Source organism: Kribbella catacumbae DSM 19601, from assembly GCF_000372465.1.
Lineage (GTDB): Bacteria > Actinomycetota > Actinomycetes > Propionibacteriales > Kribbellaceae > Kribbella > Kribbella catacumbae.
Genome location: NZ_AQUZ01000009.1, coordinates 161,621 through 186,416, shown reverse-complemented (window position 1 = coordinate 186,416; position 24,796 = coordinate 161,621). Strand labels below are relative to the sequence as shown.

The following is a 24,796-nucleotide window of genomic DNA, read 5'->3' as shown; positions in this document are numbered from 1 at the left end:
GGCTTCAGCGGATATTGTGGAGAAGGGCCGACTGGAGGTAACCGAGCCAGTCGTACAGGTCATAGGTGAGCCGACGGGGGTCGTCGTCGGGGAGCTTCTCCCAGACGCTGTAGTCGTCCTCTTCCTTGATGTCGAGCCGGGTGCCGATCGCGAGCCGTAGGTCGTTCAGGGCACGCAGCCAGGCGAGCTGGTCGTCAGCCTCCAGCGGGATCCCGTCCTCGGGCGACTCCTCCAGCGCGGCCAGGACGCGCCGGGCGTCCGACGCCTTGCTGTCCCGCAGCCCGCGCTCGGTGAACCGCCGGAACTCCCCGGCCGCCTGGTCGTCGGCCTTGTACGCGTCCGGCAGCAGCCGCTGCAGTACTACGTCCTCCGGCGGCGAGGTCGGCCCGTCGTTGTCCAGCAACGCGGCCAGCGGGTCGCTCGACTCCGACACGCGCGGTGGCATCCCGTCGTACAGGAGCTCGACCAGGTTGCGGAGCAGGTTCGCCAGGATGTCCGCCTCGTGCTCGGCGAAGCTGACGATCACGGTCTTCTTGCGCTTGCGGAACCTCGTCACGACTTCTCACAGGTGGCCCACAGGCCGTAGGAGTGCATGGCTTCGACATCGCGTTCCATCGCCTCGCGGTTGCCGCTGGACACGGCCGACTTACCGTCTTGGTGGACCTGCATCATCAGCTTCTCCGCCTTGGACTTGGAGTAGCCGAAGTAGGTCTGGAAGACGAAGGTGACGTAGTCCATCAGGTTCACCGGGTCGTTCCAGACGATGGTCACCCACGGTGGGCTCAACTCGATCGCCTCGTCGACTTCGGGGCTCTCGAGCTCGCTCGGTGCGGTGGTCACTTGGCCATTCTCTCCATCATCGGTTCTTGGCTCGCAATAGGCAGTGTCCTCTGTCGGCGATTCGTGCTTCAGCTCCGGTGTCCAGGTGCGTGCATCGCGGTGCTGGAGGAGCGTCCTCGATGCGGAGCATCGTGGATGCTTCGCCGGTGCCGCGAGGTGCGTGCCTGGGCGCCGGAGATGTGCACGAATCGCCGACAGAGGACACTTACCCCTGTGAACGCTACGACAGCCTTGCTGACGGACCATTACGAGCTGACCATGCTGCAGGCCAGCCTGGCCGACGGCACGGCGCATCGCCGCTCGGTCTTCGAGCTGTTCGCCCGCCGCCTGCCCGACGGCCGCCGGTACGGCGTGGTCGCGGGCGTGAACCGGCTCCTGGACGCGCTGGAGCGGTTCCGCTTCGACGAGCAGACGATCGCCTTCCTGGCCGATCGTGGCATCGTCGACCAGGCTACCCGCGACTGGCTCGCGGCGTACCGGTTCAGCGGCGACATCGCCGGCTACGCCGACGGGGAGATCTTCTTCCCCGGCTCCCCCATCCTCGTGGTGGAGTCGAGCTTCGCCGAGGCGGTGCTGCTGGAAACCGTCTTCCTGTCGATCCTGAACCACGATTCGGCGGTCGCGTCGGCGGCCTCCCGGATGACCTGGTGGGCCGGCGGCCGGCCGTGTATCGAGATGGGCTCGCGGCGGACCCACGAGGAGGCTGCGGTGGCGTCCGCGCTGGCGGCGTACATCGCGGGCTTCGCGACCACCTCCAACCTGGAGGCGGCCCGCCGGTTCGGCATCCCCAGCGCCGGTACGGCGGCGCACTCGTTCACCCTGCTGCACGACGCCGAGCGAGACGCGTTCGTCTCCCAGGTGGATGCCCTGGGCAAGGGAACGACCCTGCTGGTGGACACCTACGACCTGACCGAGGCGGTGAAGACGGCCATCGAGGTGACCGGCATCGACCTCGGCGCAGTACGGCTCGATTCTGGTGACCTGCCGTCGCTGGCAGGTCAGGTGCGCGATCAGCTCGACGCGCTCGGCGCGACCAAGACGCGGATCATCGTGACGAGTGACCTCGACGAGTACCAGATCGCAGCCCTCGCCCCGGCCGCCGTCGACGGGTACGGCGTGGGCACGGCGCTGGTGACCGGCAGCGGCCACCCGACCTGCGGCTTCGTCTACAAGCTGGTCGCCCGGGAGGGCGACGATGGCGCGCTGGTGCCGGTGGCGAAGAACAGCCCGGACAAGATCTCCATCGGCGGCCGCAAGTACGCCCTACGCCGCCGTACTGCGGCAGGCGTCGCCGAGGCCGAGCTGATCGGCGTGGGCGAGCCGCCGCTGGACGACGGCGACGACCGCGAACTGCTGAAGCCGCTGGTCGAGGCGGGCAAGATCGTCGGCCGGACGACGCCCATGGAGTCGCAGGCGCATCACCTCAAGGTCCGCGACGAACTCCCCCGCAGCGCCAGCCAGCTCAGCCGCGGCGAGCCCGTCATCCCGACGGACTACATCGGTGATCTGAAGGCCCGCAACCCGTTCGCCCCGCGGAGCGCGATATGAGTACTGCGGACTGCGAGGCCGCGGGCCAACAGCGGACGCGCTGGGACCCCGAAGCACCGGCCAGCGGTGGCGACATCCTGATCGCCCTGCGCTTCGCCGACCGGGCGGCCCGGAAGGCGGTCGGCGACGAACTCGCGGGCACCGGCGTCCACACCGGCCAGGAGATCGTGCTGGCCAAACTGCTGCACCTCGGCTCCCTGCCCGTGGCCAAACTGGCCAAGGTGCTCGACGTCGAGGTCCCCACCGCGACCCGGACGACGCAACGGATGGAAGCGGCCGGCCTGGTCCGGCGGCTCAAGGACGACACCGACGCCCGCAAGGTCAGCATCGAGCTGACCGAGCACGGCACCGAGGTCGCCCGGACCGTCCAGCAACTCCACTCTCAGGCCGGCGACCGGGCCCTCCAAGGCGTCAGCCCCGAGGACCGCCGTCTCCTCCGCAACCTGCTGTGGAGCATCTACGCCAACATCGAAGAACTCCCCGGCTGACCCCCGTCACACCAGCAGCTCTTCGCTCTCGACTTGCTCGGCCGGCTCCGCGACCTTCCGCCAGCGGTAGAGACCGATCACCAGGTCGACGACGACAAAGGGTGACGCCGAACAGCGGCAGGAACAGCCCCACGCCCACCGCCAGGGCCAGCAGCGCGACAACCGCGGGCAGCGGGATCGGGTGACAACCCGCCATTTAGGCGATTAACCGCCAAGCCAGTTGGTTAAGCGGCTCGGGGGTACTTCGCCGAAGCCGAACCGTAGGCAGGGGACACGGAAGACGAAGGCGCGGACGGCTGCGCACGCACGACCTCGCGCCGACGCCCCGACACGCCGAGGGAAGCGTTTGCCGACCGCAGATGGGTATGCACGGCCGTCCGGCCTTCCCGTCCTTGCACCCAGAGACCTCGTCGCCGACCTCTCGTGCCAGGGCGGGGCGGGGCGGGTGGCCACCACTGTCCAACCTCGCGAGCAAACGCTTCCCTCAGCGTGTCGAAGCGTTGGGGCGGGGTTAGGTAGTGATGGCGGTCCGCGGCCGGTCGTCTCCCGCGGGCCGGGCCTTCGGCGCCTGGGCTGAGTGGGGTCACCCCGTACTCCGAAGGGGTTCGCCCCTCGTCGTGGGGTTAACCCATTGGTCCACCAGTGGGTTAACCCTGCCCAGAGGGGCGGAGCACACCGATTGATCGCCGGATCCCGCTGGCCGTCGGCCGAGGTGGGTCGGGGCCCTCACCCGTACTCCGGAGGGGTTCGCCCCACGACCCGGGGCTGAGCAGGCTTGGGTGTTGACCGCTGAGATGCAGGGTTGCCCAGCCGGAATCTGGCTGGGCAACCCACACTCTCGGGGTTGACCCCTGAGAGGCACTGGCATGCACTCGGCTTGCCTCGGGCGACCGGGCCGACCGGGCCGACCGGGCCGACCGGAAGAGGGTCGAGGCGGTCGGGAGAGGGTCGGGTGGTCGGATGAGAGGCGGGGGCCGGTTAGGTCCGGTCAGGAGGAGGTGACCGAGTAGCTGTTGGAGGTGAAATTCATGCCGCCGCTGGAGGAGGTGATCTCGAAGCCGAATTGTACCTCGGTCATCGTCGCGTCGCCGATCCAGCCTCTGTTCTTGATCCAATTCATGACCGCCTTGATATCGACGGTGCCGGAATTGGTGTTACTGGTCCGCAGGAACGAGAAGACCTGGTTCGAGCCGTTGCTGCCTTTGTAGACATCCCAGGTGTGGCCGCCGACAGTGGCGGAGGTCTGCTTGCTGCCGATCGCGCCGACCGCACCCTGCTTGTTCATCCACAGCATGATCTCGTAGGCGTGGCCGTCGGCCCAGATGTCGTACGCCGTCGCATAGGCGCCGCTGCCCGGACGGTTGACGTTGAAGCTGCTCCGCAAAGTGCCGAGCGCGCTGATCCGCTTGCCGATGGCCTTGGCCGAGTGCGGGTACGACTTCACCCCGCCGGTGTTGGGGTGATTGGCCCAGACTCCCCAGTTGGAGTACGAGTTCGCCCAGATCGTCTGGGGTCCGGCGCCACCGCCCCAGACATCGTTGCGGACCGTGTAGCCCCCGTTCGACCAGGTTCCCCACTTGTCGCTCGACTCCCAGGTGGCGGCGTTCGCCGGCAGTACAGCGACCGCGGTGGCGGCGAGCAGCGTCACCAGTGCCACCACCGGCCTCAAAGCTTTGATCATGGACATTCCCTTTCCCACGAGACCGGGCGACGTCTCTCGTTCGTCGAAGCGCTTCGACGAATAGTCGAAAGGCAAGGTAAAACGTCTCTCCGGAAGGCTGATCATCGAATTCGAGTCGAATCGATGAATGGCGTCCCCCGGCGGACTCGCGACGGAATGTGAGCACTATGTCACTGCGCATTACCAACGTCAATGGGCATTTCGGCCTTGACATATCAGGCCGCTCACTCGACGCTGGACCCTGACAAATCGAAGCGCTTCGACCCCAGAGGCCCGATCCACGGAGGCAGCCATCGTCACGATCGCCGATGTCGCTCGTCACGCCGGGGTGGCGGCCAGCACTGTGTCCTATGTTCTCAGCGGCAAGCGCTCGATCTCCAGTGAGACGCGCGACCGGGTCCAGCAAAGTGTCCAGGCGCTGGGCTACCGGCCGAACGCGAGCGCCCGCGCCCTCGCCTCGAACCGGTCCAACGTCCTCGCCCTGGTGATCCCGTTGCGGGCCGGCATGCACGTCCCGGTCCTGATGCAGTTCGCCACCGCGGTCGTCACCACCGCCCGCCGGTACGACCACGACGTCCTGCTGCTGACCGCCGACGAGGGCCGCTCGGGACTCGAGCGGGTGTCGCAGAGCGCCCTGGTCGACGCGCTGGTGGTGATGGACGTGGAGCTGCACGACGAACGGGTGCCGTTGCTGCGCGAGCTGCCGATGCCGTCCGTGCTGATCGGGATCCCCGCCGACACCGACGGCCTGACCTGCATCGACCTCGACTTCTTCGCCGCCGCCGAGCAATGCGTGGACCACCTGACCGACCTCGGCCATCGCAGCATCGCCTTGTTGGGAACGCCTTCGGCCGTCTACCAGCGGCAGACGGGCTTCGCCGCCCGGACCCTGGCCGGCTTCCGGGCCGCGACCGGGCGACGCGGCGTCGTCGGCATCGAGACACCTTGCGAGCCGACCTTCGACGCAGTACTCGGCACGGTCGAGGTACTGCTGCGCGAGCACCCCGACATCACCGGGCTGGTCGTCCAGAACGAGCCGATCATCGGCCCGCTGCTCGACGTTCTGCGCCGGCTCGGCCGCCGGGTGCCCGAGGACATGTCGCTGATGGCGATCTGCGCCGACGACGTGGCCGAGCGGCATGTCCCACACCTCTCCTCTGTAACCCTGCCGGCCGACGAGATCGGCCAGCAGGCGGTCGAAATGCTGATTGCGAAGCTCGAAGGCAGCCAGACCGCGGCAGTGACGCTGGTAGACGCACAACTGGTCGCACGCGCGAGTACCAGCGCCGCTCCCACTCAGGCCCGCACCACCGCCTGACCGCCGGCCGCGAGCTTCAACGGGCTTTCGACCGCCGTACCGGACAACAGCTCGAAACCGCTGACCAGTACTGCGGCCTCCACCTCTCCGTGGTTGATCAGGACGGTCCAAGCGCTCTCGCCAGCTCTTCGCCGTACCATCTCGACCCCGGCAGGTAGCTCTATTCGTTCGACACCACTGCCCTGCATCACCTGCCCCACAAGGGCTCCGTACGCCTCGTCCTCGAGCTGAGTCGACACGTACCAGGCCACACCCTCGCCATAGGCGTTCCTGGTGATCGCAGGCATCCCATCGAGCACGCCACCGGCGTACCGGTCGACCGCGTCAGCGCCGGCCAGGTTGACGTGTTCGCTCCACAGCCGACCGCGCCCGCCGGAGGCAAGGCCGACCGCAGCGACCGGATGGAACTCCTCGACCCTGACCCCGAGGACCTCGCTGAACGCTCCCGGGTAACCACCCAGGCGGATCTGCGCGTCCTCGTTCACGATCCCGCTGAAGTACGTGACCAGCAGGTGACCGCCGCCTTCGACGTACCGCGCGATCGACGCCGCAGCCTGATCCGAGACGAGGTACAGACCAGGCACCACGACCAGCTTGTACGACGAGAGGTCGGCACCCGGATCAACCAGGTCGACGCCGATCCCAGCGGCCCAGAACTGCCGGTGGGCGGCTTGAACGGCCGCGAGGTAGTCGAGGTCCGACGACGGCAGATGAGTCGCCTGCAGAGCCCACCAGGCCTCGGCGTCCCACAGAATCGCGACGTCGGCCTCCACCTCGCTGCCCTCGAGCTCAGCGAGCCGCGGCAACATCGCGCCGAACTCAGCGAGCTCGCGGAACCTCCGCGAGTCGGCACCGACATGCGGCACCATCCCGGAGTGGAACATCTCCGCCCCGCCGCGCGAGGCACGCCACTGGAAGAACAACGCACCACGCGAACCACGGGCTATGTGCGACAGGGAGTGGCGCGTCATCCGCCCGGGCTCCTTGGCGTGCATCCGATGCCCGTCGTTCACGGCGCCGGCCGCCTGCTCCATCAACAGCCAGGAACGCCCGCCGGCCCAACCCCGAGCCAGGTCCGCACCAAACGCGGTCTGCTCCTCGGCGCCGAGATCCGCGCTGCCGGGATAGTGGTCGATGGCAACCAGATCCACCTCGGCCGCCCAGCGGGCCTGGTTGACCGGGACCCAACCCCCGAAGACGAAGTTGGTGGTAATCGGCACGTCCGGCGTGAACGACCGCAGGATCGCCTTCTGCTCCCGGAAAGCGTCGAGCAGTTCGTCCGACCAGAACCGCCGAAAGTCCAGCGCCTGCGTCGGATTCACCAGGTACTGCGTCGCGCGCGGCGGCTGGATCTCCTCCCAGTCGGCGTACCCCTGACTCCAGAAGGCTGTCGTCCACGCCGCGTTCAGTCGATCCAGATCTCCATACCGCCCACGCAGCCAACGGCGAAAGGCCGCGGCCGCGTGATCGCAATGGCAGCTAGTGCCGTACTCGTTGTGGACATGCCACATCGCCAGCGCCGGATGCTTCGCGTACCGCTCCGCCAACGCCGTCGCGATCCCAGCCGCCGCCTCCCGGTACGCCGGTGCGCAGGCGCAGTACGTGTCCCTGCTCCCATGCGTCAGCCGCACGCCGCTAGCGTTGACCGGCAGCGCATCGGGATGCCGCAGGCTGAACCACGGTGGCGGTGACGCCGTCGGAGTGGCCAGGTCGACCTGCACCCCGCCGTCGTGCAGCAGGTCCATCACCTGGTCGAGCCAGCCGAACTCGTACCGCCCCGGCTCCGGCTCGAGACTCGACCACGCGAAGACTCCGAGCGTCACCAGGTTCACGCCGGCTTGGCGCATCAGGGCGACGTCGTCCTTCCACACCTCCGGCGGCCACTGCTCGGGGTTGTAGTCGCCGCCGAAGTACAGATCGGTCATATCGGTTCTCCATTCGAGCAGCTGGACCCAGCGCTTGGTCCGCTGGTCCAGCCGCGCGGCCACGCCGATGTCGGTCCGGACCTTGACTGCGGCGTCAGCTCACTTCTTCGGCCGGGCTGTGTCAGCCCTTGACGGCGCCGATGATGACGCCCTTGGTGAAGTGCTTCTGGATGAACGGGTAGATCACCAGCACCGGCACGATCGCGATCACGACGATCGCCATCTTGATCGCCAGGGTCGGCGCGGGGTCCAGGCCCAGCCCGACGCTCGAGATTCCGCCGGCCCCGGTCGGCAGGGGCGAGGCCTGCACGATGTAGGTCCGCAGAACCATCTGCAGCGGCCACTTGTTGTTGTCGTTGATGTACAGCAGCGCGTTGAAGAACGCGTTCCAGTAGCCGACCGCGTAGAACAGACCGACCACCGCGACCACCGCCCGGGACAGCGGCATCACGATCCGGGTCAGCACCGCGAACTCACCGGCGCCGTCGATCCGGGCGCTGTCGATCAGTTCACCCGGGATGCCCATGAAGAAGGAGCGCATCACGATCAGGTTGAAGGCGGAGACCGCGGTCGGCAGGATCAGCGAGCTGTAGCTGTCGATCAGCCCCAGCGCGTTGACCACCAGGTAGCTCGGGATGATGCCCGGACCGAAGAGGAAGGTCAGCAGGACGACGAACAGCAACGGCCGGTGGAACAGCGACCCGGGCCGGGACAACCCGTACGCCGCGAGCACGGTGATCGCGAGACTGAGGAACGTCCCGATCACCGTGATCAGGGTGCTGATCATCAGGGCGCGGGTGACGACGCCACCGGACAGCAACTGCACATAGGCGGCGACCGTGAGCTCGCGCGGCACGATGACCAGGCCGCCCGCCCTCGTCACCGCCTCGGTACTCGACAGGCTCGTCACGACGACGACGTACAGGGGGAAGGCGACGATCAGGACCACCAGGCCCAGGACGACCGGCTTGCTCAGCCGCCCGAAGAAGGAGGGTTCCTCCTCCCAGACCGGGCGGCCGGTCTCCTCCTCGGTCCGGCGCCGGGTGGCGCGGGGTGGGACCGCGGTGGGTGGTTGCGGCTTTCGGCGTACAGGTGCTTGTTGCGTGGTCATGATCGCGAATACACCCCCTGCTCGCCGATGAGGTGAGCGAATCGGTTGGCGGCCAGGACCAGGACGAGTCCGACCAGTCCCTTGAGCAAGCCGGCGGCGGCGCCGTAGCCGAAGTCGCCGACCAACAGGCCCTGGTAGTAGACATAGGTGTCCAGCACTTCGGCGGCACCGCCGCCGACCGCGCTGCGTTGCAGGATGAACTGCTCGAACCCGACGGTCAGTGCGTCACCGAGGCGGAGGATGAGCAGCAGCACGATCACCGGACGAAGCCCGGGCAGCGTGATGTGCCACATCCTTCGCCAGCGGTTGGCGCCATCGGCGGCCGCCGCTTCGTACAGGGCCGGATTGATCGTGCTCAGCGCGGCGAGGAACACGATCATTCCCCAGCCGGCGTCCTTCCAGATCGCCTGTGCCGTCACCAGAACGATGAAGCTGTCCGGTCTGGTCATCAGGTCGGCCGCCTCGAAGCCGTGCGACCGCAGGCTCTGTGCCAGCAGGCCGGCCCCACCGATCATCTGCTGGAACAGCGAGACGACCAGCACCCAGGAGAAGAAGTGCGGCAGGTACACGACGCCCTGCACCAGGGTGCGGATCCGAACCGAGAGAACACTGTTGAGCAGCAACGCCAAGAAGATCGGGACCGGGAAGTAGAACACCAACTGGAAGGCGGTGATCGCGAGCGTGTTCCACAAGGCGGACCAGAACGCCGGCTCGGCGAACATCCGGTGGAAGTTGGCGAACCCGATGAACTCGCTGCCGCGGATCCCGTCGTACGGCGAGTAGTCCTGGAAGGCGATCACGTTGCCGAGCGTCGGGAAGTAGTGGAAGACGCCGAGCAGCACGATCACCGGCAGCGTCATCAGCAGCAGCGGCCAGTCCCGCCGCAGCCGGTGCTGCCAACTCGCGCCACCCGGCTTGACCCGTTCTGACTGAAACCGTCGCGCCCGGCCGGGCTTGCGGCGCAACGAGCTACCGACCGTTGTCACTGAGGACCTTGGCGTAGAAGTCCCGGCCCTCGTTGCCGCCGTTGGTCTGCCACTCCTTCACGGCCGTCTTGAGCTCGCTGACCGGCCGCCGGCCGCGGAAGATGTCCTGCAGCTTGTCGTCGAACGGCTGGGCCAGCGCCGCCATCTTGGTCGGCTGCTCGACCCGGATGCCGTCGAAGAGGCTCTTCTGCCGGACCTTGGCCGCCGCGTTCTGCCATTCGCTCATCGCCTGCACATAGCCGGGGTACTCGCTCTGGGTGATGGCGGTCGGCCGGCCACCGAGGAAGATGTAGGTCTGCGACACCTCCTTCTGACCGAGGGCGGTGAGCTTCGGCGCACCGGACGACTGGCGGGTGTAGTGCTTGCCCTCCTGGCCGTACATGTAGGTCTGGTACTCCTCGGTTCCGAACGGCGCCGCGGTGTAGTTCAGGACGCCGAGCAGCTCCGCCACCCGCTCCTGGCCGAGGCCCTTCTTGACGAAGGTGAAGATCCCGGCCGGGTCACCGCCCCAGGTGATCGGGGTGCCGCCGTCGTGGGCGAAGGGCAGCACCAGCTGCGGGTTGAACTTCGGGTTGATCTGCGACTGCCGCTGCAGCGACTCCTGCCAGCCGCCCAGCCCGTTCTGGCGCATCACGATCTGGCCGCCCTCGAAGAGCGCGTTCTGGTCCGTGTCGTTGTTGCCGACGACCTCCGGGTGCACGTAGCCCGCCTGGAACACCTTGCGGACGAAGGCGACCGCCTCCTCGAACTCCGGCGTCTCGATCTTGTTCACCAACTTGCCGCTGGAGTCCTTGCGCCAGTCCGACGGCGCGCCGAACGCCCGCACCATCTCGTCGTAGATCCCGCCGAACGCCCAGCGCTTCGCCTTCTGGTCGGTCAGTTGCTTGCCGAGGGCAAGCACATCGTCGGTGGTCTTCGGCGGCTCGGCGCCGACCTGGTCGAAGATGTCCTTGCGGTAGTACAGCGCCCACGGGAAGCCGTCGGAGGGGAACGGGACCGCCTTCAGCTGGGAGTTCCACACGCCGTAGGCCCAGGCCCTGGTCGGCAGGTTCGCCAGCATCGGGTACGCGGAGACCTTGTCACCAGCAAGGAACGGCGTCAGGTCCTCGAACAGCTTGTCCACCGCCTGCGCGAAGCGGGTCAGGCCGGCGATGTTCCAGCCCGGTACGCAGAGCAGCTCCGGGACGTTGCCGGCGGCAAGCAGCGGGCCGAGCTTGTCGCCGTAGTCGTTGCCGCTCAGGATGTTGAACCGGACCGGCGCGCCGATCCGCTCGTTGTTGGCGTCGAAGTACGAGTTGTGGCCCAGCCCGGGCGGCAGCGGGCTCCACAGCGGCGTCATCGCGGACACCTCTTTGCCGCTCTTCACCGCCTTCTCCGGCACGGCGCGCTTCAACTCCGCCGGGTACTTCGTGAACCCGGGCGCGGCACCGTTCTCACCCGGCAGGTCGGGCTTGACCGAGTCATAGCCGATGTACTTCGGCAGCAGGCCGCTGAGCTTGTCCTCGGTCTCGGCCCGGCCGTTCGCCGTGGCGCTCTTTCCGTCGGACGACGAGCAGGCCGACAGCGTCGTACCGCCGGCGGCGATCGCGGCGCCGGCCCCGATCAGAGACAGGAAGGTCCGGCGGTTGGTGGAGCCGCCTCCAGGAACAGTCACGATTAATCCCTTTCAGGGTCGGCATGCCGTAGAGTTAGTTGGGCTAGTAGCCAAACAAATTAGCTCAGGACGGATTCCTCCACAAGGTGTAGAACTGAGCCAGACGCAGCCACCCAAGCCGAGTCGAACAGGACGGACCTTGACCACTCACACCGCGGACCACACCGACGTCCGCGCCACCAACCTGGCCGTCGTCCTGCGATTCCTGCGTACCAACGCCCCCTGCTCGCGCGCCGCCATCGCGGCCGGCACCGGTCTGAACAAGGCGACCGTGACGAGCATCGTCGGCGACCTGATCGACAGGCGGCTGACCAAGGAGACTCAGCAGACCCAGAACCACGTCGGCCGTCCGGCCACCCTGCTGGTGCTCGACGGGTCGGCGTACGCGGCGATCGGGATGGAGGTGAGCGCCCTCGGCCTGACTGCGATCGCGTACGACTCGGCCGGCGGCCAGCTGCTCCGCTGGCACCGGGCCGGCCCGGGAGCGGACGCGAGCCCGGCCAAGACCGTCGCCGCGCTGGCCGCCCTGGCCCGGCGCGCGATCGCCGCGGTGCACTCGTCCGGACGGGACGTCCTCGGCCTCACAGTCGGGGTGCCTGGCCTGGTCAACCGCGACGGCGCCGTCGTACTGGCCGCCGGACTCGGCTGGCGCGATGTCGAGCTGCGCAAGGATCTGGTGGCGGCACTCAGCCGGCCCGCGTTTCCCGTGATGGTCGACAACGACGCCAATCTCGGCGCGCTGGCCGAGCACCGCTACGGCCCGCACGCCGGCAGCGCCAACCTCATCCAGCTGTCCGGTGATACCGGTGTCGGCGCCGGGGTGATCTGCGACGGGCATCCTCTGCGCGGCAACCTCGGCTATGCCGGCGAGATCGGGCACCTGCGGATCAAGCCGGACGGACCGCTGTGCGGCTGCGGGCGCCGCGGCTGCCTCGAGGCACTCGCGGGCATCCCGGCGATCCTCGCCCGGCTGGACGCGAGCGACCTTCCGGACGCCGACCCGCAGGCTCGGACGGAGCAGCTGGTCCGGCGAGCCGAAGCCGGTGAGGTCGACACGATCAACATGCTGACCGAGGTGGGCACGCTGCTCGGCCAGAGCGTCTGCGTACTGGCGAACGTCCTCAACCCGGAGCTCGTCGTACTAGGCGGCTCCTACGCGGCACTCGGCCGCTGGCTGGTGCCGGCCGTCGAGAAGGAGCTGATCGACGGCGCCCTCGCACCCGAGGCCGGCGGCTGCCAGGTCGTGGTCTCGACCTTCGGCCACGACGCCACCTCGATCGGCGCCGTCGCCCGCTCACTGGACCGCTTCGACTCCGGACGACTGCCAGTCAACCAAACCACCTGATCATTCGCCCCCTTTTGGCCCTCTGTGGACAAGGCCCGGCGTTGCGGGTGGGCGACGAGGGACAAAAAGGGGCGAATGATCAGGTGAGTTCGCTGAGATCTTGACCGTCCGGGCGGAGGGTGCGACCCTCTGTGTCACCCCCCGATCGAAGCGCTTCGATGAGTCGGCCTTCTGCTTGATCATCTCGACAGATTGTCGAAGCGCTTCGACAGCCCGCTCCCGTCGGCAGACGGCCGCACGCACCCGGAGTCCGATCCCGATGAGCAATCCGCCGCCCGGCTCACCCCTTCCGCCCTTCCGCGACCCGGCCAGGAAACTCACCGAACGGCTCGGCGACCTGCTGGAACGGCTCAGCCTGAGCGAGAAGCTCGGCCTGCTCCACCAGCACCAGGCGGCGATCCCGCGGCTGGAGATCGGCTCGTTCCGGACCGGTACCGAGGCCTTGCACGGCGTCGCCTGGCTGGGCCCGGCGACGGTCTTCCCACAGGCGATCGGCCTGGCCGCCAGCTGGAACCCCGAGCTCGTCCGGGCCGTCGGTTCCGCCATCGGCGACGAGGTGCGGGTGTTCCACCACCAGGATCCGGTCGGCGTCAGCCTGAACGTCTGGGCGCCGGTCGTGAACCCGCTGCGCGACCCACGGTGGGGGCGCAACGAGGAGGGCTACTCCGAGGATCCGTGGCTGACCGGTGTGATGGCCATCGCCTACGGCCGCGGCCTGACCGGCGAGGTCGAGGGGATCCTCAAGACCGCGCCGACGCTCAAGCATTTCCTTGCCTACAACAACGAGACGGACCGCTGTACGACGTCGAGCAACCTGCCGCCGCGGGTCCTGCACGACTACGAATTGCCCGCCTTCCGCGCCCCGATCGAGGCCGGCGCGGCGGTCGCGATGATGCCGTCGTACAACCTGGTGAACGGACGGCCCGCGCATCTCAGCCCGTTGATCAACGACCTGGTCCGGACCTGGACCGAGGACGACCTGCTGGTGGTCAGCGACGCGGGCGCCCCCGCGAACCTGGTCGACCTGCAGCGGTACTTCGGCGACAGCGCCTCGGCGTACGCGGCGGCGCTGAAGGCCGGCGTGGACAGCTTCACGCAGGACGACAGCAACGCGGGCCCTTCCATCCAGCACCTGAGCGAAGCGATGGAGCGCGGCCAACTGAATGAGGGCGACATCGACCTGGCGGTCCGGCACGCCTTGGCGATCCGGTTCCGGCTGGGCGAATTCGATCCGGTCGAGCTGGATCCCTACCGCTCCCCCGACACGGATGTCGTCGGCTGCCCGGCCCACCGGCAGTTGGCACAAGACGCTGCGCGGCACGCGATCGTGCTGCTGAAACACGAATGCCAGGTGCTGCCGCTGAGCGCCGAGACCACCAAACGAGTCGCTGTCGTCGGTCCGCTCGCGGACATCCTCTTCCAGGACTGGTACTCCGGCACGCTCCCCTACCAGGTCACCGCACGGGACGGACTGGTCGAACGTCTCGGTTCCGACGCGGTCGACTACTGCGAAGGCGTGGATCGGATCGAACTCCGCACGAGCGCCGGCTGCCTTGGCGCCGGCGAGGACAAGGTGGTCCGGCTCGGAGCGGACGGAGCCTTCGACCTCCTCGACTGGGGCGGCGGCGCCTGGACCCTGCGATCCGCGCAGGCAGGTTTGTACGTCACGGTGACCGACGCCGGCTCCCTCGTGGCCGACCACCCCGGACCCAGTACCTGGGAGGTCAACGAGACCTTCGAGCTGCTGGCCATCGGCGAGACAACCTCCGTACTACGTCATCGCAACACCGGCCGTTTCGTCGCAGTGGCCGCCGATGGGGCAGTCATAGCGACAGCTACCGACGCCGACTCGGCCACGGTCTTCGAGATCGTCACGCTCGTCGACGGAGCAGCGCAAGCCGCTGAGCTGGCGGCCGCCGCCGATGTCGCAATCGTTGTGGTGGGCAACCACCCGTTGGTGAACGGGCGAGAGACCGAGGACCGGGTCGAGCTCGACCTGCCGCCCGCGCAGGACCGGCTGGTCCGGGCCGTGCACGCCGCCAACTCGCGGACCGTACTGGTGATGTCGAGCAGCTACCCGTTCGCCGTCGAGTGGGCCGACCAGCACCTGCCTGCCCTGTTCTGGTCAGCCCACGGCGGACAGGAGTACGGCCGGGCGCTCGCGGACGTGCTGTTCGGTGACTCCGACCCATCCGGCCGGCTGCCACAGACGTGGTACCGGTCAGCCGCCGACCTGCCGGATCTCCTCGACTACGACATCGTCGCCACCGACTCGACGTACCTGTACTTCCGGGGTACGCCGCTCTATCCCTTCGGGCATGGCCTGAGCTACACGACGTTCACGTACTCCGACCTGCGGTTGAGCTCCACCTCCATCCCGTCTGACGGCGAATTGTCGGTGAGCCTCACCGTCACCAACGCCGGAGCCCGCGCGGGCCGCGAGGTCGTCCAGCTCTACACGCATCAGCAGCGATCCCGCGCCAAGCAGGCCCTGCGGCAGCTGCGGGACTTCCGGCAAGTCGCCTTGGACGCAGGCGAAAGCGTCGAGGTGCAGCTACGCGTCTCGGCCGCCGACCTTGGCTTCTGGGACATCACGCGGGACAGGCGTTGCGTCGAGACAGCCCGGCACAGCATCCTGATCGGACGGTCCAGCACGGATACCCGCCTGACGGCCGCCTTTGACGTACTCGGCGAACGGATCCCGCCGCGGGCCGTCTTCACGGCACCCCTGGCCGCGACAGCCTTCGACGAGTACTGCGCGGTCACGATGACGGACACCACCCCGGAGTACGGCGATGCTGTGCGCTCGCTGGAACCCGGTGCCTGGCTGGCCTTCGAGGACGTCGATCTGGGAGACGGCGCTGCCCGTTGCGTCGCGCGCGTCGCATCGGAGTACTCCGGGGCCGGAACCATCGAGCTGCGGCTCGACGACCCGCTGCACGGCTTGCTCCTCGGCACTCTGCAGGTCCCGCCGACCGGCCAGCGCCATAACTGGGTCGAGAGCGGCACCCCGGTTGCTGATGCTCGCGGGGTGCACGCTCTCTATGCGGTTTTCTCCAGCGCGTCGATCGCGCTGGAGAACCTCACTTTCGAACAGTGACGGTGAACCGCTCGCAGGTGCCCTCGACAACCCGCGTTGCTGCCTGACCGTCCGTCAAGGTCACCTCGATGACCGCGGCCGTCTCCCCGTTCGGCCCGGGGAGGCGGACACGGGCCACCTGGCCTTCGGTCGGAGCGAACCAGCGCAGCTCTACGCCGTCGGCCCAGTCGTAGTCCGGGCGATCGTCGACGGCCCCGACGGCGATCACCGCGCCCTGCCGGACCAGTACTGGCAGGCTGTCGAAGTCGTGGGTCTGGGTGACCCAGCGGCTCCCGGCCAGCTGCTCGCCGGTCAACAGGTGGGTCCAGGTGCCTTCAGGCAAGTAGAACCGCACCTCGCCGTCTCTGCTCATCACGGGTGCGACAAGGAGGTCCGGCCCGAGCATGTACTGCCGCTCGAGGTAGGCGACTCCCGGATCTGAGGGGAACTCCAGCATCATCGGCCGCATCATCGGCGTACCGTCGGTGTGGGCTTCCTCGGCAACACTCGCCAGGTAGGGCATCAGCGACATCTTCACCTTGGTGAAGCGGCGCAGTACGTCGACAGCTTCCTCGTCGAAAGCCCACGGCACCCGGTAGGACCCCGAGCCGTGCAGGCGCGAGTGTGACGACAGCAGGCCGAAGGGCACCCAGCGCTTGAAGACTGCCGCGTCGGGCGTTCCTTCGAAGCCGCCGATGTCGTGACTCCAGTAGCCGAAGCCCGACGACGCCAGCGACAATCCGCCACGCAGTGACTCCGCCATCGCCTCGAAGGTCGACTCGCAGTCGCCACCCCAGTGCACGGGGAACTGCTGTCCGCCGACGGTCGCCGACCGCGCGAACAGTACTGCGTCGCCCTCGCCGCGGTTCTCCTGCAGCAGTCCGAACACTGCCTTGTTGTAGAGGTGCGGATAGTAGTTATGCATCCGCTGCGGGTCGGAGCCGTCGTGCCAGACCACGTCCTCGGCCGGGATCCGCTCGCCGAAGTCGGTCTTGAAACAGTCCACGCCCAGATCGATCAGCGCCTGCAGCTTCGACCGGAACCATTCGGTCGCGGCAGGGTTGGTGAAGTCCACGATCGCCATCCCGGCCTGCCACATGTCCCACTGCCAGACCGAGCCGTCGGGCCGCTTGAGCAGATAGCCGAGCTGCCGCCCTTCCTCGAACAGGGCCGACCGCTGGGCGATGTAGGGGTTGATCCAAAGGCTGATCCGCAACCCGCGTTCCTTGAGCCGGCCCAGCATGCCCGCCGGATCGGGGAAGGCGACCGGATCCCAGAGGAAGTCGCACCAATGGAACTGGCGCATCCAGAAGCAGTCGAAGTGGAAGACACTGAGCGGCAGATCGCGCGACGCCATCCCGGCCACGAAGCCGCTCGTCGTCTCCTCGGTGTAGTCCGTGGTGAACGACGTCGACAGCCACAGCCCCATCGACCAGGCCGGCACGCGAGCAGGACGCCCGGTGAGAGCCGTGTAGCGACGCAGTACGTCCTTGGGCGTCGGGCCGCTGATGACGTAGTAGCTCAGCTCCTGGCCTTCGACGCTGAACTGGTTGCGGGACACCACCTCCGAGCCCACCTCGAAGGAGACCTTCGACGGAGTGTCCACCAGTACGCCGTACCCGCTGCTGCTCAGGTAGAACGGGACGTTCTTGTACGCCTGCTCGCTGGACGTGCCGCCGTCGGCGTTCCAGATGTCGACCACCTGGCCGTTCTTCACCAGCGGACCGAATCGCTCACCGAGTCCGTAGACGGTCTCGCCGACGCCGAGCGCGAGCTGCTCGTGCAGGAAGTGCTTGCCTTGCTGGTCGGTGATCAGCCCGATGCTCCGGGCGCTCGAGTCGGTCAGCACCCGGCCGTCCCGCTCGAACCGCAGGTCCCAGGGCCCGTTGAGTTTGATCACCGCGGTCAGGTCGCCGCTGGTCAGCCGGGCCACCTCATCGTCGACCTCGACCTTGACCGGATGGTCCTCCTCGACCGCCAACTGGAAGGCCGGCCGCGGCGGTACTCCGCCGCTGTGGTGCTGGATCCCGACACCGATCACGCCGGCCGCGGGTGAGTGGACGGTGATGGTGAAAAGTGGCTGGTTGAGAGTGTCTCCGCGCCCGATGATCTGCTTCGCCGGCGCGTACACGACCAGCGACCGCTCGGTGCTCTCGACACTCTCGACCGCGGCCGGACGCAACCGGGTCAACCCCGGCCGCAGCTGCCAGTAGCCGTCTGTGAACTTCATCTGTTGCCACCGGGCGGCATGGGTGTACTCCTTCTGACGGTGTCATGTCCGGAGGTTCGGCGGACGGCTACTACTTCTTCCTCGCCTTGGCGCTGGTTCCCCGGATCTCCAGTACGCAGGGCAGCAACTCCTGGTACGTCGAGGTGTCGCCGTCGGCGAGCCGCTCGAGCAGGACACGAGTGGCGGCTGCTCCCAAAGCGGCACCTGGTGAAGTCATCGCGGTGAGGGCCGGGCTGGCCAGGTCGGCGACGACTTCGGACGTCACCATCGACACCACCGACACGTCCCATGGAACGTCCAGGCCCGCTTCCCGCAACTCGGCCAGAATCCCTAGGGCGGCGTTCTCGTTCATCACGAGTACGCCGGTCAGTTGCGGGCAACGTTCGCGCGCCTCCCGGATCGCGACCCGGCCACCGGTCGAGGTGTCCTCGGTCGGCACCATCACACCCGTGACGCCGTGCCGCTCCAGCGCCGCCTCGAACGCCGCCGCGGTGCGCTTGGCCGGGCCGTAGCCACTGGCCAGGCTGGCGTCCGAGTGGTTGATGTAGGCAATGGTCTGGTGGCCGAGCTCGACCAGGTGGGCGACCGCGTCGCCGACCGTCTGCTCGAAGTCGATGTCCACACAGGCCAGCCCGGACGGATCGTCGGTCCGGCCGATCAGCACGAACGGCGAGGCCAGCTTGCGGAGCAGGTCGACCCGGCGGTCGGTCAGCTGGACCTCCATCACCAGGAACCCGTCGAGCAGCCGCTGGGTCGCCAGCGTCTGCAGTTCCTCGCTGTCATCGGTGCCGACCGGACACAGCATCAGGTGATATCCGGCTTCCCTGGCCGCCTCGGTCGCGCCAGTGACGAATGCCGTCTCCGTCGCGCCGAGCGCCCGGCCGGTGAGCGGCAGCAGCAGCCCGACGATGTTGCTCCTCCGGCTCGCCAGCCCGCGGGCCATCGCGTTCGGCTGGTAGTCCAGTTCAGCCATCGCCGCCAGCACGCGATCCCTGGTGGCCTCGGAGATCGGCCTGGTCCCGGTCAGCACGTAGGACACCGTGCTGACGGAGACACCAGCCCGCCGAGCCACATCAGTCATCGTCGCCATGCAGCCTCCGGCGGTCATCGAAACGCTTCGTCGAAGCGTTTCGACAAAAGTTAGATCACCACCCAGATCCCGTCAACACCCCCAGACAGCTCAGCCGGCCGCGTACGACGTACTCCCACAATCGCCGACCTTGTGCACCGGCCAGCCACCCAACCCGCCATACGACGCCCACCCCGTGCCCAAAGTCGACCACCACAGCCACCTTGTGCACCGGCCAGCCGCCCAGCCCGCCCTGGGATGCCCGGCCCGTGCCCAAAGCCGGCCGGCCCGAGGTCGCCCAGGCCACCAAACCAAACTTCATCCACCACGAGCGCCGGCCGCCCTCACCAGTTGGGGAGGGTTTTCGCTGGATCTGGGGCGGATTGTGGGCCCGGTCCGGGCGTAGTTTCCTCCCCGGTCGGCCAGGGGCGGTCGACTTTGGGCACGGGATGGGGGGTGGGGGTGGCTGGGCGGTGCCCAAGGTCGGGGGTTGCGGGTGGGCTGTGGGCGGGGTGCCGAGTCCGTCAGGCGGGCAGGTAGGTGTTCAGGTAGTCGTTGCGGAACTTGCCGGCCGGGTCGTACTTCGCGGCGAGGGCGACGAAGTCGGGGACCTTCGGGTAGCAGTCGCGGAGGGCGGCCGCGTCGGCGGTGAAGACCTTGCCCCAGTGCGGCCTGGCGCCCAACGGCAACAGCGCGTCTTCGATGGCGGCGACGACTGGACGGACGGCGGTTTCGTCCTGGATCCAGGTGAAGTGCAGCGCGACCGTGTCCCGGCCTTGGCTCGGGCTCAGCCAAAGGTCGTCGGCGGCGACCGTGCGGACCTCGGAGATCTGGATGACGGAAGCCATCCGCTCGCCGAGCGCTTTCAGCTCCTCGAAGGCCTGCGCGGCGACGGCCCGCGGTACGAAGTACTCCGACTGCAGTTCCTCGCCGTTGCTCGGGGTGAACTCGAGGCGGAAGTGCGGCAGCCGCTCGTTCCACGGTCCGACGACTCCGCCTTGCTGGGTCGCGAAGTCCGCCGGCATCGACTTGATCGGGTGCCGGGCACCATCGGCGATCCGGGCACCCAGCCAGGACGGCTCGTACGGCGTACCGGCGCGCATTTTGCGCCACACCATCACGTCCGGGTCGACCCAGTCGGTGAACGCGCTGACGCTGTACGCGCTCGCGAAGATCTCCTCGAAATCCGCGCCGAGCCGTGCCACCGGCAGCCCGTCGTACACGACCTGGCTGATCTCGTACGCCGGCCTGGTGTCGAGCTGGAGCTGGACCGTCACCCCAAGCGCGCCGAGCGAAATCACCGAGCCCAGGAAGTCCGGGTCGACGTCGCGGGTGAGCGTGACGAGTTCGCCGTCGGCGCCGATGAAGGTGATGGCCGAGACCGCGGAAGCGAGCGTGCCGTTGGTGTCACCGGAGCCGTGCGTCCCGGTCGAGCACGCGCCGGCAACTGAGATGTGCGGCAACGACCCGAGGTTGTGGAGCGCCCGCCCTTCCGCCTGCAGCGCCGCCGTCACCTCGCCGTACCGAAGGCCGGCCGAAACCGTGACGGTGTCTTCAGCGATCGAGATCTCCTTGGGCAGCGCGGCGACCGAGACCAGCGTCCCGTCGGTATCCGCGATCCGGTTGAACGAGTGCCCGGTCCCCAGTACCCGCAGCTGCTCGGCCGATTTCACCAGCTCCTGCAACTCCGGCACCGACACCGGCGCCTGAACCTCCGCCGAAAAGGTGATGTTCCCCGCCCAGTTCGTCAGCGCACCCATCCCAACACCCCTTCACCAGTCGGCAATCCTCCCGAGAGCCTTCCACAACCCCGACCAGCCCTCACCGGCCAGTCCACCCGCTGGCTAGTGCGGGTCGGGAGCGAAGTGACGGGCTGCTGGGAGGAGGCGGTTGTTGAAGTCGAAGACCGCCTGGTTTTCCCAGGCGTTGCCGGAGGTGGGGTCGGCTGGGTCCCAGCCAGCGCCGGCGACCGAGGTCCAGGCGGGTTCCCAGTAGACCGTGCCGATGCCTCGCCCGCCCTCGGCAGCAGCGACTGCGTCCTGTACTGCGCGGAACTGGGCCGCCTGCCCGGCCGGGGTCGCCGGATAGCCCGCCACGAGTTCGCTCGGCAGGTCGATCACGTTCTCGTACGCCGGTGCGTCGTCCGCGAGCGTGAACGGATAGGCCGTCTCGACGTTCAGCACGTCCTTGTCATAGCGGGCGGACAATGTGGTGACCGCGTTCTGCAGGTCAGCGAGGCTGCCGTGCCAGTAGCCGTAGTACGACAGCCCGATCAGGTCGAACGGCACCTCCCGCGCGACGACCTCGTCGAACCACCAGGTGAGCGAGCCGATGCCGTTGTTGATGTTGGTCAGATGCAGCAGCACCTGCGTCCGCGGGTCCACCTCCTTGACCGCCCGCGCTCCAGCCTTGAGGAACGACGCCAGGTTGTCCCACTGAGCTCCCGGTACGCCGTCGTCCGGGTCGACGTCCCAGGTCTGCCCCCACGGCCACAACATGCCCGGGTTGATCTCGTTGCCGACCTGCACCACATCCGCGGTCACGCCGGCCGCCTTCAACGCAGTGAGTACCTCGCGCGTGTGCTGATGAACCGCATCCGCCATCTGCTCAGGCGTCATCCCCTTCCAAGCAGCCGGTACACCCTGCGCACCCGGATCCGTCCAGCGATCCGAGTAGTGGAAGTCGACCAGCAACTTCATCCCCGCGGCCTTGATCCGCTTCGCCGTCGCGACCACGTGCGCCTTGTCGTTGTAGCCGTCGGCCGGATCCACCCAAACCTTCAGCCGGCCAAGGTTCATCCCGGATCGCGCCAGCAGCTTGACCGCGTCACCCTTCTGCCCGTCGGCCGAGAAGTAGGAAGCACCGAACGCCTCGTTCTTCGCGAGTCCCGACAGATCCCCGCCACGAATGGCCCGCGACACCCGTCCCGCGGCCACCGCGACGTCATCGAAGCTCGCCCAGGTCCCACCCGGACCGGCCGTCGTCAGCGCCACCGTGCAGCGCTTGCGCCCGTCGGCGTACACCGAGACCGCCGAGCGGACCCAAGCGTCCGTGATCGGGACGACGGTCGACACCGCCGGTCCGCAACCAGTCACCGACAACTTCGACGCGTTGAGTGCACCGCCAGAAATGCCCCACGCGCTCACGGTCCACCAGCCACGGCCGGGCAGCTCAACCGTCTGCCTGGTCGTCACCTGATACGACTCCGCGGCCCAGTGCGTCAGCCGGTTGCCGTTCCGCCCGCCGGTCTCGATCTTCGCCGCACCGGCCGTACCGGAGACCGTCCAGCCACCCAATCCTTGCTCGAAGCCCCCATTAGTCAAAGCGCTCGGTGCCGCCTCGGCAGGCGCAAGGGTAGTGGCGAGTAGCCCAACAGTCAGGGCCAGTCCGGTGAAGATCCTCATCAGGGCTCCTAGTGCGTCGTGTCGGAGGTTGCGTTAGCGATAGCGGTGGTCGGTCCGGATCACGCGGACGCCGCCTGCCTCGATCTTCAGCGACTCCCCCGCCTCCCCGGACAGCAGATCGGTCCCGCCGACCGGGAGGTCGACCGGCTTGTTCCCGTGGTTGATGGCGATCAGGTACTCCGCGACGGCACCCCGCCGGCGAATCAGCTCGAGCTCGTCGGGTCCATCTCCCGCCACCAGACCGGCGTCGGCGTACGCCCGATCCATCACGACCGACAACTGCTCCGCGTCGAGCCGGGTGGACACGTACCAAGCGGCACCCGCCCCGAGGGTGTTCCGCGTGATGGCGGGCTTCCCCGCCGCGGGCCCGTCCTCGAAGCCGGCGACCACCTCCGCACCCGCCAGCGCGACGTCATCGGTCCAGACGTCGCCGGTGATGGCATCGAGCGTGAGCCGGACGGTCTCCCCGACTCGCAGCGGCAAGAACTCCTCCACCGTCAACCCCAGCACGTCCCGCAGCGGCGCGACGAAGCCGCCTTCGTGCACAGCGTCGTACTCGTTCACGATCGCTGAGAAGTACGAGACGACCAGCGTCCCACCGGCTTCCACGTAACGCCGCAGATTGTCGGCCGCGGCTTGGGTCAGCAGATAGGAGGCCGGGGCAACAACCAGCTTGTACTGCGCCAGCTCAGCCTCGGGATGCGCGAAGTCGACCGTGAGCTGGTCGCGCCAAAGCCTGTCGTAGAAGGCGTTCACGCGTTCGCGATGCGCCAGGTCCTCACTCGGCCGCCACTCCAGATCCTGCGCCCAGAAGGACTCCCAGTCCCACAGCACAGCGACGTCGGCCGACACTGTCGACCCCAGCACCTCGTCCAGCCCGCTGAGACCCTCGCCGAGCGCGCACACCTCCGACCAGATCCGGCTGCCGGTACCGGCGTGCGGCAGCATCGCCGAGTGGAACTTCTCCGCGCCGGACCGGGACGCCTTCCACTGGAAGAACAGCACCGCGTCGGCGCCCCGGCCGAGGTGCGAGAGCGCGTTGCGAGCCAGCTCGCCGGACCGCTTGGCCAGGTTGCGCGGCTGCCAGTTCACCCCCGACGTCGAGTGCTCCATCAGCATCCAGGGCTTGCCGCGCGCGATGGATCGGGTCAGGTCCGCCGACAACGCCAGGCCGACCTGGCTGCGCGAGTCTTCCGCGATCAGATAGTGGTCGTTGGCAACGAGATCGACCTCGTCGGCCCACTTCCACAGGTCGACCGACTCGCACGTCCCGGCCATGAAGTTGGTGGTGATCGGGACGTGCGGGCAAACGGCCCGGATCGCGTCCCGCTCGGCGATGAAGCACTGCAGCAGGGCGTTGGAGGTAAAGCGAGCGAAGTCGAGTCGCTGGGCCGGATTCACCACACTGGCCGCGACAGCCGGCGCGGAGATGTGCTCCCACTCGCGATAGGTCTGCCCCCAGAACGCAGTACCCCAGGCCGCATTGAGCGCATCCAGCGACTCGTACCGGTCCTGCAGCCAGCGCCGGAAGGCCAGAGTGCTCTGCTCGGAGTAGCAGTCGGACACGGGTGCGCCGTACTCGTTGTGGACGTGCCAGACGGCGAGCGCCGGGTGGTTGCCATAGCGCTCGGCCAGTGCGGTCGCGATCGAGACGCTCGCCTCCCGGTACGCCGGTGAGCTCGGGCTGGCCATGCCGCGCGAGCCGAACCCGAGCGTGGTTCCGTCACGGGTCACCACCTTGGCCTCGGGGTGCTCGTGGAAGAACCAGGCGGGTGGGGAAGCGGTCGGCGTACCGAGGCTGATCCGGATGCCGGCCGAGTGCAGCAACTCGAACAGCCGGTCCATCCAGCCGAAGTCGTACTCACCGCGGCGCGGCTCGATCAGGGCCCAGGAGAAGATCCCGATGCTGACCAGGTTCACCCCGGCCTGACGCATCAGCTCGATATCGCCCGGCCAGCTCTCCTCTGGCCACTGCTCGGGGTTGTAGTCGCCGCCGTAGAGCATCGAAGACACCCCAGGAAGCCACCCCGCCGGCTCGGCTCCAGTACCCGTGAAACTCACTCAGACTCCTCTGATCCTGTGCACGCACACAGCCGACTGACTGGCGGCACCAGCTAG

General features: G+C 68.0%; 17 protein-coding genes. 5 read left to right on the top strand and 12 right to left on the bottom strand.

Annotation, left to right across the window (positions count from 1 at the left end):
* Window positions 1–4 precede the first annotated feature (4 nt).
* Together A3ES_RS0112525 and clpS are read right to left on the bottom strand one after the other, a co-directional pair.
* Complete coding sequence (locus A3ES_RS0112525) at window positions 5–556, bottom strand: DUF2017 domain-containing protein (RefSeq protein WP_020387162.1); 552 nt, start codon at window positions 554–556, stop codon at window positions 5–7.
* Entirely contained in the window at window positions 553–840 is a 288-nt protein-coding gene (gene clpS / locus A3ES_RS0112520) for an ATP-dependent Clp protease adapter ClpS (protein WP_020387161.1), read from the bottom strand. Before clpS ends, A3ES_RS0112525 begins: the two co-directional genes overlap by 4 nt.
* 258 nt (window positions 841–1,098) lie before the next feature.
* Between clpS and A3ES_RS0112515 the strand changes: the two genes are divergently transcribed.
* Both A3ES_RS0112515 and A3ES_RS0112510 read left to right on the top strand, forming a co-directional pair.
* A complete protein-coding gene (locus A3ES_RS0112515) occupies window positions 1,099–2,388 on the top strand; it encodes a nicotinate phosphoribosyltransferase (RefSeq protein ID WP_237744938.1) in 1,290 nt (429 codons plus the stop codon).
* Window positions 2,385–2,876, top strand: coding sequence for a MarR family winged helix-turn-helix transcriptional regulator (locus tag A3ES_RS0112510; RefSeq protein WP_020387159.1), 492 nt, complete (start codon window positions 2,385–2,387; stop codon window positions 2,874–2,876). The genes A3ES_RS0112515 and A3ES_RS0112510 overlap by 4 nt, the downstream gene beginning before the upstream one ends.
* Before the next feature lie 988 nt (window positions 2,877–3,864).
* Here the strand turns inward: A3ES_RS0112510 and A3ES_RS0112505 are convergent.
* Window positions 3,865–4,557: a glycoside hydrolase family 12 protein gene (locus A3ES_RS0112505; RefSeq protein ID WP_026162810.1), complete on the bottom strand. Its 693-nt coding sequence runs from the start codon at window positions 4,555–4,557 to the stop codon at window positions 3,865–3,867.
* A 241-nt stretch (window positions 4,558–4,798) separates the two neighbouring features.
* Between A3ES_RS0112505 and A3ES_RS0112500 the strand changes: the two genes are divergently transcribed.
* A complete protein-coding gene (locus tag A3ES_RS0112500) occupies window positions 4,799–5,875 on the top strand; it encodes a LacI family DNA-binding transcriptional regulator (protein ID WP_337587767.1) in 1,077 nt (358 codons plus the stop codon).
* Here A3ES_RS0112500 and A3ES_RS0112495 read toward each other — a convergent pair.
* The 4 genes from A3ES_RS0112495 to A3ES_RS0112480 all read right to left on the bottom strand — a co-directional run bounded on the left by A3ES_RS0112495 (window position 5,854) and on the right by A3ES_RS0112480 (window position 11,551).
* Window positions 5,854–7,800 (bottom strand): beta-galactosidase, encoded by a 1,947-nt coding sequence (locus A3ES_RS0112495; RefSeq protein WP_026162808.1) that lies wholly within the window; start codon window positions 7,798–7,800, stop codon window positions 5,854–5,856. The two genes, A3ES_RS0112500 and A3ES_RS0112495, sit on opposite strands and share 22 nt — an antisense overlap.
* A 121-nt stretch (window positions 7,801–7,921) precedes the next feature.
* Entirely contained in the window at window positions 7,922–8,911 is a 990-nt protein-coding gene (locus A3ES_RS0112490; RefSeq protein WP_020387154.1) for a carbohydrate ABC transporter permease, read from the bottom strand.
* Window positions 8,908–9,897 carry an ABC transporter permease gene (locus tag A3ES_RS0112485; protein WP_020387153.1) on the bottom strand — a complete coding sequence of 330 codons (990 nt, stop codon included), beginning with the start codon at window positions 9,895–9,897 and terminating at the stop codon, window positions 8,908–8,910. Before A3ES_RS0112485 ends, A3ES_RS0112490 begins: the two co-directional genes overlap by 4 nt.
* Window positions 9,881–11,551, bottom strand: coding sequence for an extracellular solute-binding protein (locus A3ES_RS0112480; protein ID WP_020387152.1), 1,671 nt, complete (start codon window positions 11,549–11,551; stop codon window positions 9,881–9,883). The genes A3ES_RS0112485 and A3ES_RS0112480 overlap by 17 nt, the downstream gene beginning before the upstream one ends.
* Before the next feature lie 139 nt (window positions 11,552–11,690).
* On the opposite strand from A3ES_RS0112480, the gene A3ES_RS0112475 reads away from it, so the two are divergent.
* Both A3ES_RS0112475 and A3ES_RS0112470 read left to right on the top strand, forming a co-directional pair.
* A complete protein-coding gene (locus A3ES_RS0112475) occupies window positions 11,691–12,896 on the top strand; it encodes an ROK family protein (RefSeq protein ID WP_020387151.1) in 1,206 nt (401 codons plus the stop codon).
* A 259-nt stretch (window positions 12,897–13,155) separates the two neighbouring features.
* Window positions 13,156–15,996: a glycoside hydrolase family 3 C-terminal domain-containing protein gene (locus A3ES_RS0112470; protein ID WP_020387150.1), complete on the top strand. Its 2,841-nt coding sequence runs from the start codon at window positions 13,156–13,158 to the stop codon at window positions 15,994–15,996.
* Here A3ES_RS0112470 and yicI read toward each other — a convergent pair.
* The 5 genes from yicI to A3ES_RS0112445 all read right to left on the bottom strand — a co-directional run bounded on the left by yicI (window position 15,980) and on the right by A3ES_RS0112445 (window position 24,739).
* Complete coding sequence (yicI, locus tag A3ES_RS0112465) at window positions 15,980–18,205, bottom strand: alpha-xylosidase (protein ID WP_020387149.1); 2,226 nt, start codon at window positions 18,203–18,205, stop codon at window positions 15,980–15,982. The genes A3ES_RS0112470 and yicI overlap by 17 nt on opposite strands.
* 70 nt (window positions 18,206–18,275) lie before the next feature.
* The gene (locus tag A3ES_RS0112460) at window positions 18,276–19,295 is read right to left on the bottom strand and encodes a LacI family DNA-binding transcriptional regulator (RefSeq protein WP_040454586.1); all 1,020 of its coding nucleotides are present in this window, start codon (window positions 19,293–19,295) and stop codon (window positions 18,276–18,278) included.
* 503 nt (window positions 19,296–19,798) lie between these two features.
* On the bottom strand, window positions 19,799–21,034 hold the full coding sequence (locus A3ES_RS0112455; RefSeq protein WP_020387147.1) for a D-arabinono-1,4-lactone oxidase: 1,236 nt from the start codon (window positions 21,032–21,034) through the stop codon (window positions 19,799–19,801).
* An 84-nt stretch (window positions 21,035–21,118) separates the two neighbouring features.
* A complete protein-coding gene (locus A3ES_RS0112450; RefSeq protein ID WP_020387146.1) occupies window positions 21,119–22,678 on the bottom strand; it encodes a glycosyl hydrolase 53 family protein in 1,560 nt (519 codons plus the stop codon).
* Window positions 22,679–22,711: 33 nt separating this feature from the next.
* Window positions 22,712–24,739 carry a beta-galactosidase gene (locus tag A3ES_RS0112445; protein WP_026162807.1) on the bottom strand — a complete coding sequence of 676 codons (2,028 nt, stop codon included), beginning with the start codon at window positions 24,737–24,739 and terminating at the stop codon, window positions 22,712–22,714.
* Window positions 24,740–24,796 lie beyond the last annotated feature (57 nt).